Here is a 10,997-nt window from a genome sequence, read left to right as displayed (position 1 = left end):
GAGGAAAACTCTGGGCTGGTCATGATTTGGCGATTCGTATGGGGATGAGCAAAGACTATCTCCAAATGTGCCGCCGGGCCAATCCGAGGTCATCGGCCGCGGCTGGCATGTCATCGTTACCAGCGAGTATCGGGCCAGTGAGCGCTAACGTCTGATGACCCGATCAGTCCTCGCATTGTGCAAGCCTCAGAAAAGCAGGATTACCTTCAGCAAACGCCGCTCCCTCGATGTGATAGACCTGCGGTTCTGCCGAGAAATATTCCTGCAGGCCCGTCATGAACACCCGATGGTCTTCACTCGCTTCAAAGCCCGGGACGTGGTCCTCGAGTGATTGCCAGCGGACGATCAGGTTGAATTGCTGCGGGGTTTCAATCCCTTGGGCCAGCATGTGCCCGCCGTAACCTTTTTGCGCGGCAGAGCAAGGGAGCCACCTGGGCAAATGCTTGCCGGAAGCTTTCAATCTGTTCTTTGTGAACGGGCAGCAGAGCGATTTCATAAATCATGGGATTCCCCTGGAGTGAGTTCAGCGCTGGTGAGAAGCGACGGCACGACGGCAATCGCGATTTTTCCTTGAATACCGTTGTTGGGGCTCTCCAGTCGCGCATGGGCGAGCGCAAGGTCGGCGAGTGAATAGACGGCGCCAACGTGCGGGCGCAGCTGACCACGTTCAATCAATGCGCTCAACTCATCCAGCTTGCCGCGGTTTTGCCGGGTGAAAACAAAGTGATAACTCGCGTTCTTGCCCCAGGCCTGAACCAGGTTCTGTGGCTGGGCAATGTCCACGATGGAGACAACCCGGCCGAGTTGGGCGAGGGCGTCCGGGCTGCGGGCTAAGGTGTTGCCGCCGATGGTGTCAAATACCACGTCGACTCCGCGGCCATCCGTTTCCCGATTGATGGCGTCGACGTAATCCTCCTTTTCGTAGTCGATGATCACATCGGCACCCATGCTTCGTACGAACTCAAAGTTCGCTTCGCGCACGGTCGTGAAGACCCGCGCGCCAATGGCTTTTGCCAACTGGATCGCGACATGACCGACGCCTCCCGCGCCGCCGTGGATCAGAATGCTTTCGCCCACTTTGAGCTCCGCTCGCACGGTCAGTGCTTCCCACGCCGTTCCGCCGACCAGGCTCAGGCTGGCCGCCTCGGAGATGGCTCAGGGAGGCGGGCTTCCTGCCGACAATGCTTTGGGCCGCAACGTGGTACTCGGCATAACTGCCAGAGCCGTCAAATATCTGCGGCGTGTACCAGACTTCGTCGCCGGGAGCGAAAGCCGTGACCCCCGGCCCGACTTCTTCAACAACGCCAGATACGTCGTGCCCGCTAATCGCCGGAAGGGGCACCAGGTCTGGATAATCGCCGCGACGCACCTGGTAATCCAGAGGGTTGATGGAGGTAGCGTGTACGCGTACCAGGACTTGTCCCGTGCCAGGTACTGGCTTGGTCACGTCGCAAAGTTCGAACGATTCCGGGCCACCGAAGGATTTGATGATCATCGCTTTCATTGTGAAACCTCACTTCTGGAAAAAGGGATATCGGGAATTATCGATGTATATCCGCAGAGAAAATCACTGAGTGTGTTCCTAGCCCTCGCAGTGTCTTATTTCGGTTAAAAGGGATATCGAGAAACCTCGATACCATGCGGCGAAAAATTACAGCTCTGTACCGATGATCTCGGCGAGAGCACGGATGGTTGCTTCGTTACGCTTGTAGTAGGTCCACTGACCAATGCGCCTGACTTCGACCAGCCCGGCTCGTTGCAGCGTTGCAAGATAGTCAGACACCGTCGACTGCGACAGTCCCACGCCTTCTTGAATACTGCTGACGCAAACACCAACCGTGAGCACATCTCCCTCATCCTGCGCAGGGAAGCTGTTCACCGGATCCTTCAATCCTTTGAGGATTTCGAGCCGGGTACGGTTTGACAGTGCTTTGAAAATTTCAAGTAAGTCCATTGCTTCAGGATATCGAAATTTACCGATATGTCAATGCGCAACTGATGGTCAGGCATGCAAGCATCCATCAAAGCCTATCCCCGTGCAGCACGATAGACGGTGTCGCCTTCCTTGATAGTTTGCAGCACACGGATGTCCTTGATGGTTGCCGGATCTACCTCGATGGGGTTTTTGTCCAGGATTACGAAGTCAGCCAGTTTGCCGGGCTTCAACGTGCCCTTAATGTTCTCTTCAAAGTATTGATAGGCCGCCGAAGCGGTGATCGATTTTAATGCCATGTACGGACTGATGCGTTGCTCCGGCCCAATGACCGCTCCAGAACGGCTGGTTCGGTTGACCGAAGCAAATACAATCATCATTGCACTGGGCATGGCGACCGGGGCGTCATGGTGCTCAGTGAAAAGCATGCCTCGCTTGATGGCAGAAACCGCCGGGTCCCAGCGATAGGCACGTTCTTCGCCCATGGTGACGTCTCGGTGCCAGTCACCCCAGTAGAAGGTCTGCATGCCAAAAAGACGGGATGATCGCCAGCTTTTTCATCTCGTCCAACTGATCTTCGCGAACAGCTTGCGCATGGATCATGACGGTGCGGCGGTCACCTTTGCCATACTTGCGTTCGGCTTTTGCGACGGCATCAATGAACGCATCGGATGCTGCATCGCCATTGCAATGCGCGAGCACCTGCCAATGGTTCTGGAATGCCTCATTGACCAGTGCTTCTCTGTCCTCGGCTTTCGGAATCGCCGGATAACCTTTGTAGTCCTTCGGTTGGCCAGGCGGCGGCACCTTGTATGGCTGTGTCAGCCAGGCGGTTCGCCCTTGGGGAGAGCCATCAAGGCTTAGCTTGACCCCCGCAATGCGGAAATGATTGGCGTATTCGACGGTCGGCGAGACCGTTTTCATGAAAGCCTGCTCTGCCTGAAGATCAGGGTAGGCCGCCACGTCAATCTTGACCTTGTTCTGGCTGGCCAGCTTTTGCCAAGTCTCAACCTGAGCTTTGCTTGCCCGGCCCTCCTGAGCGGTGGTGAATCCGAATTCTGCGTAGTAATCGGCACCCGCCAGAGCAATTCTTTCATTCACCGAAGCATCAAAGGTGGCGAGCAATTTGAAGATGGGCGAAAAAAATGCCATCTCTTCCAGGACCCCATCAGGGGTGCTGCCATCGCTATTGCGGCGAATCACCCCACCAGGAGGATTAGGGGTTTGTGCGTTAATACCGGACATCTCAAGCGCCTTATGATTCATCACTGCCAAGTGCGCAGACTGGTGGACGATGACGACAGGAAGCTCTGTTGAAACCTTGTCGAGGTCAGCAGCGGTTGGATGTCGCTGCTCTGCCAGCTGAGAGTCGTCATAGCCGAATCCGACAATCCAGCCGACCTTATCGATGGCGACGCTGTTTCGTTGCTGCCAGCTTTTCAACTCATTAATTAAAGCGTCGATGTCCTTTCCTGCGCTGTCGGGCGGTGGCAAAAGGTTGGCAGACAACTTCTGGAAGCCTGTTGTCCAGGCGTGACCGTGCGCATCGATAAATCCGGGTAAAAGAACCTTTCCTTTTAAGTCAACGATTCGACTGTTCTTCCCCTGATCTTTCAGGACATCAGCCTTGGTTCCTATTGCGAGGATCTTTCCGTTTTTTACTGAGATCGCCTCGGCATAGGATGGCGCGTCGCCTTCCATGGTCAGGATTGGGCCGCCGAAATACACCGTGTCCGCAAACGTGGTTGCAGTCGGATTGGACGCTGCATTAATGGTGTTCAAAGGAGCGGCGCAAGCCAGGGTCAGCACGACCGCCCAGGAAATCGCTGCAGCCGTGCGGCTCTTCAGTAATGTGTGCGTCATCGAAAACTCCTTGTATGGCCGATCGAACTCTCTTGCTCAGGTCAACGTTGCTCGCTTCTGTGCACTAGGCAGTAAAGACCAAGTCCGCACAGATGGAAGGCTAATAATTCATTGAGTGGCGGGGCCAGCCCGAGTTTTTGGTTCTCACTACCTCAGTCGTCGACGCGCCTGCAGCGTGTCACCGAGAGCAACTCTTGCGCCGGCCGGTCTTGCTGGCACCAAGCCCGTCCACCGAGTTCATCCCCAGCAATGGTAGCCCCAACAGGGTCAATCCGACGCCCACCAGCGCACTCACGGTCAGCGGCTCGCCGAACTGCAGCCAAGCCCACAGCAGGGTCATCGGGGGCGTCAGGAACAGCGCACCGCTGATGCGTTGGATGCTGAAACGCTGCAGGCACAGCCAATAAAATCCATAACCGCCCAGAGTCGAGAAGACCACCAACCACACCACGCCCCCGGCAAAGCCGGCGCTGGTCGGCGGCAATATCGCTCCTTCGAGGCACGCCAGCACGGCAAACACCGGGATCACGGCGCATACCTGAATGAACAGCGCGGTGGAGGCGGGCATCGATGCGCCAGGCGAGGCTTTCTGGTACAGCGTGGCCGCCGCCAGGGAGAGGACTGCCAGCAGTGGCAGGCTGTAGACCCAGAGGTCCGCGGCGTCCCATTCCACATTGGCACCGCTGGCTACCAGCATACCGGTCAGACACAAACCCAGACCGACCCATTGCCAGCCGCGGGTGCGCTGCCCGGGCACGTTCGCCGCGAGCACCACAATGGTCAGTGGCAGCAAATTGGCCAGGAGTGAGGCGGTGCCCGGCGCGACACCCAGTTGAATCGATGCGGCGATGGGGCCTATGTAGCCACCAATCGCAAACAACCCCAACAGGGCTTGATGGGCCACATCACGGGCGTGCAATGTCCGCAAACCCGCCCAGGCAAAAGGCAGTAACACGGCCGCCGCCAGGATAAAACGCCACACGGAGGCCAGGTAGACGCTTCCCTGATCCGCGACATAGCGGTAACCGATGAAACCAGAGCTCCAGCTGACGACCATGGCCGCCAGCAGCACGGCGCTGATCAAAATAGGTGAGCGTATGACGTTCATCGAATGGTACCTGACAGGGGGCTGAGTTCGATGGTATGAATGATTAACTGATGCAATCAAACGATACGATCAGCACCACTGATGCAGGATTACTGAACCATGGCCGAAGCGCTTGATATAGATCTGCTGCGAACGTTTCACGCCGTCTTGCGCTTTGGGCAATTCCTGGCAGCGGCCAGCTTTTTGAATAAAAGCCCATCGGCGGTCAGCCTGCACGTTCGTCGCCTGGAAGCCGTGGCGGGGGGCGCTTGCTGGAGCGCGATAATCAGACAGTCAGCCTGACTCCGCTGGGCCGTCGCTTTGCGCTGCAAAGCGCCGAACTGCTGCGGCTGCACGACGGGCTGCTAGCCAGCTTTATCGCGCCGGTGGCCAGTGGTCGAGTCAGGCTGGGTATTTCCGAGGAATACGCCGGCGCGATACTGGCTTGTACGCTGCCGCACCTGGCAGCGGATTTTCCTTGTGTCGAGCTGGAGGTTGAAACGGGTTCCAGTGGCCGTTTGAACACGCGCCTGCAGCGTGGGCAACTGGACATGGCGCTGTTAGTGGCCCCGGCTGATGTTGCTGTGCCGCAGGCGCGCTGCATCAAGACCTTCGGCATCACCCAACCTGTGTGGGTAGCCGCACACGGCTACCTGCAGGACCTCGCCAAACCGGTGCCCCTTGCATTGCACGGCAAGGGTTGCCCCTACAGAAGCGTGGCTGTCGACGCGCTGAGCCAGCAGGGTCGGCGCTGGCGAACGGTGATCATCAGCGCCGGGGTGATCGCTTTGGAAGCCGCCATCGAGGCCGGATTGGCCGTTGGCATCGTTGATCGGGCCCGGGTAAGCCAAGGCATGCGCGTGCTGACGGTTGCCGACGGCTTCCTGAGCTGCCCGTACACGAATTGCGCCTGATGCTGGCCCCAGGGGAATTAAGTGAGGCGGGGGAGGTGCTGGCTAGATTGATCAGCCATGGTTTTGAATGTTAGTGCCAGAGTTACGTTATCGTGCTGCATACGGTGCTGCGCCAAAAACCCTCTGGAATGGCCCCGAGATGAGCGTCGATCGCCTTCCAGGCATTCACTCAAAGGATGAACACTATGGACCGCACCAACCATATCTGTCTGATGGCGATCTACAACGATTGGATGAACGCGAAGGTTTATGAGGCGGCCAGAAGTCTGACAGATGAACAGCTGTCAGTGGATAGGCAAGCATTCTTCGGTTCTATTCTCGGGACGTTGAACCACCTGGTGGCGGGGGACACGGTGTGGCTGCAGAGATTTGCCAAGCACCCAGCGAACTACTTGGCTCTGAAGCCGATTCAACAGCTCCCGGTCCCCCAAAGCCTCGACCAGTTACTGTTCTCGGACATCCGCGAACTGTCGGCACATCGCGTGTGGCTCGATCAGGTAATTGTCGCGTGGTCTCGCTCCATCAAAGAGTCGGATCTAGATTGCCCCCTCAATTACACAAGCATGAAGGGAGCCCCCGCTGACAGGAACTTTTATGGCTTGGTCATGCATTTTTTCAACCACCAGACTCATCACCGAGGGCAAGTAACGACTTTGCTCTCACAAAGTGGCGTCGACGTAGGCGATACTGATCTGGTCGCCCTTGTTCCTTCCGAGTCCCGCACATAAGCTGAAAAACCAGCTGGCGGATCTCTCTGCCTGTTTCTTCGTTTGATTCGCGCAGAGCGCCATCTCCTGGTCCGGATCGACGACGGGCTAGCCATTATTCATTTGATAAGTCGCCACATTACCCAAAGCGTCTACGAGTGACCGCTTCTTGCCAATTTTAGGCCGTCGCGAGAGGCTGTAACCGCGCCAGAAGCGTTCCGCGCCCCCAGATTCTTCGGCCGTGGCTGCCTGCTCATTAACGCGTCGCCACTCACTGGGTGAAACGTTCTCACACTGTCGAAAAGCCCGGAAATACGAGTTGGTATCTTCGTAGCCGAGCAGATACGCCACTTCTTTCAGTTCGAGAGTTGTATCGGCAAGAAGGCGCAGTCCTACCTGGCGCCGGGCCTCGTTGAGTAATGCGCTGAACGTTGTGCCCTCTGCCGCTAAACGTCGTTGCAACGTCCGCTCGCTTTGCAGCAATTCTCGGGCGAGGTGTGGCAGCGTGGGCCGTCCGTTCGCAAGGGTTCGTTTCAACACGTCAATTACTTGCTCGCGGAATCCAACGGGCGCTTCAAGCTCCTGCACAGCGGCGGTCATGCCGGGTGTCATGAAGTGCAGTACTTCCGGATTATGCTCACGAAACGGCAGGTCCAGGCCGGCGGCGCTCATTGTGAGTTGGTCACGAGCTGCGCCATAGTGAATGGGGCAGCCGAAAAAGCTCGCATGGGTTTGCAGGTTTTGCTCTGGCCGTCGCAGGCTCACCGCCAGAGGCACCAGGTGTTCACCCGTGCCTCGCCGACCCAGCTCCAGCACAAAAGCAAAACACGCCTCCACCGAGAGATACGGTTCCGAGCCGCTGCCAGGCGGCCACACAATGGTGAACGACACTTTGCCCTCATGCTCCTCGACGCAAATCTGGTCGGGACTGCATAGACGCATAAAGCGGGAATACCTCGCTAACCCTTCGCGAAAATCGGCTGCATATAAGGCAGCGAGGAATGCCAGTTTGTGTTTCGCGCTGGGCGTGTCGCGGACCATTTTTATGGCGAACGCCGGGTCTGCCGACAACGCCTCGATGGCATTCCAAACGGCAAAGAGCTGATGTGTACTGATAATGGCTGCGTCGTTGAGGTGCAGGTCGGTTGGCAGTTGTGCGTGCCGTTGAACCATCGACGGGCTAAGGCCCAGTTGCTCTATCGACTGCCAGAAGGCACGGGGCAGCTTGCATCGCTCGGAGCGGGTCTGAAAGTGGGTCATTTTTGGGCTCCGAACCGCACGTATGCGGCAGTGCGTAATGCAGCGCCCATCAATGGCGCGTTTCGCAAGTGTTCTGGCGCAAACCGCCCACAGCAGGATGCAGCGTGGCGCTTATCATGCTCGGCAACGAACCGGGCTAGAAGGAGCTCACGATGACCATGACATTCTATACTAACCCCAATTCTCGCGGCCGCATGGTGCGATGGATGCTTGAAGAAATTGGCTGCGCGTATGACTTGGTCATTCTGGATTACCAGTCCACTAGCGAAGCTGACCGCTGGGGTGGTGCTGCGCTGGCAGTGCCCGAGCAGGCCCGCCTTGATGATCCATGCGCTGGTTTTTTCGCCACGTGAATCCGATGGCGAAGGTCCCTGCGCTGGTGCATAACGGGCAGACCATAACAGAAACTGCCGCCATCTGTGCCTACCTGGCCGACGCGTTTCCTGAGGCGGGCCTGGCTCCTGCGGCGCCGGAGCGAGCGGCCTACTACCGCTGGCTGTTTTTCGCGGCAGGCCCAGTGGAACAGGCCGTAACCAACCACCGCGCTGGCTTCATTCCCGCGCCAGAGCAGGAGTTTTTCTTTGGCTATGGAAGCTACGAGCGCACCGTGGACCAACTCGAGCGCGCGGTACTGTCTCATCCCTTTATTGCCGGTGACCGCTTCACTGCTGCCGACGTTTATGTCGGCTCCCACATCGGCTGGGGGCTGGGCATGCAGACGTTGCCTCCCCGAGCCGCCTTTCTCGTCTACGCCGAAAAGTTGACCCGCCGCGACGCCTATCAGCGGGCAGTAGCGAAGGATCAGGCGCTGCTGGATGCTGCAGGTTAAACGCCAATTACAACAATCGCGCCGCTAAGACGACGATTGGGAGTCTGTCTTGGCCGCCGCATTTGGCGGCGTCCTGCACAACGCCTAGAGCGTCTCGCTACCCGCCCTCCATTCAAACTGGCATCAAAACTGCGGAGCTTGCCATGTCGAACACCCAACAGGACTTCACCGAGCGCCTGCTCATTGATGCCGGAATTTGCGGAGGGATGCGCGTTCTGGACGTCGGCTGCGGAACGGGTGACGTCACCTACTTGCTGGCGCGCTTGGTCGGAAATACGGGGGTTGTCGTAGGTGCGGATCACGACGTGAGGACACTCTCCATCGCACGCCAGAGGATCGCGCCGCAACACTACGACAACCCGACGTTTATCGAAAGCGATCTGCTCAGCCTTCCCGAATCGCTGGGTGAGTTTGACGCAGTCGTTGGCCGGCGAGTGCTGATGTACCAGGCGGATACCGTAGCAGCGGTACGTGCGATAGCGAAACACGTGAAGCTTGACGGCATCGTGGTGTTTCAGGAGCACGACACCACTCTGGTTCCGGCAAGCCTCGATGGTTTTCCTCTACACAAGCGGGCCCAAGGCTGGCTACAGCATATGATCGAGCGTGAAGGCGCTGATCTGCACATCGGCTTCAATCTCCATCGCATCTTCACCCAGGCCGGTTTAGCCGTGGAAGAGGTACGTGGTGAATGCCTGATACAAACGCCAAACTGTGCCTACGGCTTGGGCCATATCGTGCGAGCCTGTCTGCCTCGAATCCTTGCACATGGAGTCGCAACAGCAGACGAAGTGGCGATAGAAACTTTGCAAGAGCGCCTGGACAATGAGCGCTCGCAATCTCAGGCGATTTACATTGGAGACATGTTATTTGGAGCGTGGGCGAGAAAGTTACAGTGAACGAAGGGGACGCTTCTGGCCGTTTTCCGCGCCTCGCGACAGGCCTATGGGCCTGAAGCTAACCTTAGACTTTTCTACAACCGTTGACCGTTTCGCTGCTGTTTCACCTTATACATCTCGCGGTCTGCCAGCTTTGTGGCCTCGTCCACAGTGATGTTGCCCGGTATCACGGTCACTACGCCAACACTCGCACCGGTGTATTCAATTCCACCAAGACCATGGCCCAGTTCATATCGCCCGATTGTGGCTTTGGCCAGGCGAGCCTGAAGCAGTTCGGCGGCATGTCGCATGTCTTTTTCCTGGTCCGAGTGGCCGGAAGGTGTGCCCAGGGCGATCACGATGAACTCATCGCCGCCAGTACGCCCGATGATGTCGCTGCTCCTGAGGCCATGCTGCAGTTGGGCGGCGATGCCGCACAGTAGTCGGTCTCCCGCCAAGTGGCCGCGGGTGTCGTTGATGAGCTTGAAGCCATCCAGATCGATGACACTGATGAGGATGTACTTGTTCTCCCGCTGGGCGAGGGCGAACAGGCGCGCGGCGTCGTTCAGAACGGCACGCCGGTTGGCCAGACCAGTGAGTGGGTCTGTCAGGGCCAGCTTGGTCAGCTCGGTGTTGGCGGCCTGGAGTTGCTCAACCAGCAGCCCACGTTCAAGGGCATATCCCAGTAACGCTGCCAGCAGCATCAGCAAGGGTTCCACTTCAGGGGAGCGAGCCACCTGATCGGAGCTGGCGGCGCATACGGTCCCCAACACCTGCCCATTCTGGGATCGGATGGGCGCGCTTACGTAAGTCCTGATACCCAAGGCTGCGGCGGCCTCCGAGGTCACCCCAAATTTCGGCGACGTTATCCGAGTACATGCGATTTTCGTCCAGCGCGCGCTTGCACAAGGTGTCCGCCCAAGGCACGACCAACCCTTCGGGAATGACCATGTCACCGACGTTGCGTGCAAATTCGACACGCTGGACACCCTTGTCGGTGTCAATGGTCGTCAGGTAGGTCGACTCCATGCCGGTGACCTGGTTGAGCAGGGTCAGCAGGGGGCGCGTCAGCTGCTCCAGGGTCCGGGCTGTTGGAAGGGTATCGGAGAGAAAAGAGAGGATCTGATCCATTAGGGGTTGCCGATAACTAAGGGGTGGTTCAATTATCGACTGATCGGCGCATTACTGAACAGTGCAGAGTGTTACCCAAATAGAGTGACCGCTTCTTGCCGATTTCTACCCGTGACGGGCAGCAATCTGCCCCGAAGCTGCCTCTGTACCCATTATCAGAACCGTTCACTGTTCACTGCTGACCAGACTTAGCGCATAACGCCCGCTGAAAACTCATCTTGAACTTCGCTAAATGAAATCTGAGCCGGGAAGCCCTCCGCTCAATGTAAAGTTTTCTATTTCCAGCGCGTATTTATCTACCGTGGAAACCAGCTCAAGGATTAGTGCGCGAAAAAGATCCAAACGCCGCAGGAGCACAAAGCGGCAGGGGCGTGACCAACCTCTTCTGTGATTCA

12 protein-coding genes and 3 pseudogenes are annotated in these 10,997 nt (G+C 57.6%); 5 read left to right on the top strand and 10 right to left on the bottom strand.

The window, feature by feature from the left end:
* Positions 1–163: 163 nt before the first annotated feature.
* The 7 genes and pseudogenes from JFT80_RS22235 to JFT80_RS25225 all read right to left on the bottom strand — a co-directional run bounded on the left by JFT80_RS22235 (position 164) and on the right by JFT80_RS25225 (position 5,120).
* Positions 164–503, bottom strand: a pseudogene (locus JFT80_RS22235) (antibiotic biosynthesis monooxygenase).
* Positions 493–1,504, bottom strand: a pseudogene (locus JFT80_RS22230) (zinc-dependent alcohol dehydrogenase family protein). Before JFT80_RS22230 ends, JFT80_RS22235 begins: the two co-directional pseudogenes overlap by 11 nt.
* Before the next feature lie 147 nt (positions 1,505–1,651).
* Positions 1,652–1,954 (bottom strand): helix-turn-helix transcriptional regulator, encoded by a 303-nt coding sequence (locus JFT80_RS22225; protein WP_045057854.1) that lies wholly within the window; start codon positions 1,952–1,954, stop codon positions 1,652–1,654.
* Positions 1,955–2,028: 74 nt separating this feature from the next.
* Positions 2,029–2,418, bottom strand: a complete 390-nt coding sequence (locus JFT80_RS24985) for an amidohydrolase family protein (RefSeq protein WP_274610217.1) — start codon at positions 2,416–2,418, stop codon at positions 2,029–2,031.
* Positions 2,419–2,437: 19 nt separating this feature from the next.
* Positions 2,438–3,796 (bottom strand): amidohydrolase, encoded by a 1,359-nt coding sequence (locus JFT80_RS22220; RefSeq protein WP_274610216.1) that lies wholly within the window; start codon positions 3,794–3,796, stop codon positions 2,438–2,440.
* Positions 3,797–3,974: 178 nt separating this feature from the next.
* Complete coding sequence (locus JFT80_RS22215) at positions 3,975–4,904, bottom strand: DMT family transporter (protein WP_201149443.1); 930 nt, start codon at positions 4,902–4,904, stop codon at positions 3,975–3,977.
* A 69-nt stretch (positions 4,905–4,973) separates the two neighbouring features.
* On the bottom strand, positions 4,974–5,120 hold the full coding sequence (locus JFT80_RS25225; RefSeq protein WP_307833121.1) for a hypothetical protein: 147 nt from the start codon (positions 5,118–5,120) through the stop codon (positions 4,974–4,976).
* Here JFT80_RS25225 and JFT80_RS22210 point away from each other — a divergent pair.
* Both JFT80_RS22210 and JFT80_RS22205 read left to right on the top strand, forming a co-directional pair.
* Positions 5,052–5,871 (top strand): annotated as a pseudogene (locus tag JFT80_RS22210) (LysR family transcriptional regulator). The gene JFT80_RS25225 and the pseudogene JFT80_RS22210 overlap by 69 nt on opposite strands.
* Positions 5,872–5,982: 111 nt before the next feature.
* Complete coding sequence (locus JFT80_RS22205; RefSeq protein ID WP_201149441.1) at positions 5,983–6,525, top strand: DinB family protein; 543 nt, start codon at positions 5,983–5,985, stop codon at positions 6,523–6,525.
* An 87-nt stretch (positions 6,526–6,612) separates the two neighbouring features.
* Here JFT80_RS22205 and JFT80_RS22200 read toward each other — a convergent pair whose 3' ends face one another.
* Complete coding sequence (locus tag JFT80_RS22200) at positions 6,613–7,764, bottom strand: AraC family transcriptional regulator (protein ID WP_201149439.1); 1,152 nt, start codon at positions 7,762–7,764, stop codon at positions 6,613–6,615.
* Positions 7,765–7,916: 152 nt separating this feature from the next.
* Here JFT80_RS22200 and JFT80_RS22195 point away from each other — a divergent pair, with 152 nt between their 5' ends.
* The 3 genes from JFT80_RS22195 (at position 7,917) to JFT80_RS22185 (ending at position 9,492) form a co-directional block, all read left to right on the top strand.
* On the top strand, positions 7,917–8,117 hold the full coding sequence (locus JFT80_RS22195; RefSeq protein WP_201149437.1) for a hypothetical protein: 201 nt from the start codon (positions 7,917–7,919) through the stop codon (positions 8,115–8,117).
* Entirely contained in the window at positions 8,093–8,593 is a 501-nt protein-coding gene (locus tag JFT80_RS22190; RefSeq protein ID WP_201149435.1) for a glutathione S-transferase family protein, read from the top strand. The genes JFT80_RS22195 and JFT80_RS22190 overlap by 25 nt, the downstream gene beginning before the upstream one ends.
* A 143-nt stretch (positions 8,594–8,736) precedes the next feature.
* A complete protein-coding gene (locus JFT80_RS22185) occupies positions 8,737–9,492 on the top strand; it encodes a methyltransferase domain-containing protein (RefSeq protein WP_201149433.1) in 756 nt (251 codons plus the stop codon).
* Positions 9,493–9,566: 74 nt separating this feature from the next.
* Here JFT80_RS22185 and JFT80_RS24670 read toward each other — a convergent pair whose 3' ends face one another.
* Together JFT80_RS24670 and JFT80_RS24665 are read right to left on the bottom strand one after the other, a co-directional pair.
* A complete protein-coding gene (locus JFT80_RS24670) occupies positions 9,567–10,295 on the bottom strand; it encodes a GGDEF domain-containing protein (RefSeq protein ID WP_374091431.1) in 729 nt (242 codons plus the stop codon).
* A complete protein-coding gene (locus JFT80_RS24665) occupies positions 10,192–10,602 on the bottom strand; it encodes a hypothetical protein (protein ID WP_242483031.1) in 411 nt (136 codons plus the stop codon). Before JFT80_RS24665 ends, JFT80_RS24670 begins: the two co-directional genes overlap by 104 nt.
* Between the last annotated feature and the right edge of the window lie 395 nt (positions 10,603–10,997).

Origin of the sequence: Pseudomonas sp. TH10, assembly GCF_016651255.1 — a bacterium.
Taxonomy (GTDB): Bacteria; Pseudomonadota; Gammaproteobacteria; order Pseudomonadales; family Pseudomonadaceae; genus Aquipseudomonas.
Note: the sequence above shows the minus strand (reverse complement) of the source record. Positions and strands in the feature narration are given on the sequence as shown.

Excerpts from the sequence above, each read along its gene's own strand:
- JFT80_RS22185 (WP_201149433.1), top strand. The coding sequence starts at position 8,737 with ATGTCGAACACCCAACAGGACTTCACCGAGCGCCTGCTCATTGATGCC.
- JFT80_RS22195 (WP_201149437.1), top strand. The coding sequence starts at position 7,917 with ATGACCATGACATTCTATACTAACCCCAATTCTCGCGGCCGCATGGTG.
- JFT80_RS22205 (WP_201149441.1), top strand. The coding sequence starts at position 5,983 with ATGGACCGCACCAACCATATCTGTCTGATGGCGATCTACAACGATTGG.
- JFT80_RS22220 (WP_274610216.1), bottom strand. The coding sequence starts at position 3,796 with ATGACGCACACATTACTGAAGAGCCGCACGGCTGCAGCGATTTCCTGG.
- JFT80_RS22190 (WP_201149435.1), top strand. The coding sequence starts at position 8,093 with ATGCGCTGGTTTTTTCGCCACGTGAATCCGATGGCGAAGGTCCCTGCG.
- JFT80_RS24665 (WP_242483031.1), bottom strand. The coding sequence starts at position 10,602 with ATGGATCAGATCCTCTCTTTTCTCTCCGATACCCTTCCAACAGCCCGG.
- JFT80_RS22215 (WP_201149443.1), bottom strand. The coding sequence starts at position 4,904 with ATGAACGTCATACGCTCACCTATTTTGATCAGCGCCGTGCTGCTGGCG.
- JFT80_RS22225 (WP_045057854.1), bottom strand. The coding sequence starts at position 1,954 with ATGGACTTACTTGAAATTTTCAAAGCACTGTCAAACCGTACCCGGCTC.
- JFT80_RS22200 (WP_201149439.1), bottom strand. The coding sequence starts at position 7,764 with ATGACCCACTTTCAGACCCGCTCCGAGCGATGCAAGCTGCCCCGTGCC.
- JFT80_RS24985 (WP_274610217.1), bottom strand. The coding sequence starts at position 2,418 with ATGGGCGAAGAACGTGCCTATCGCTGGGACCCGGCGGTTTCTGCCATC.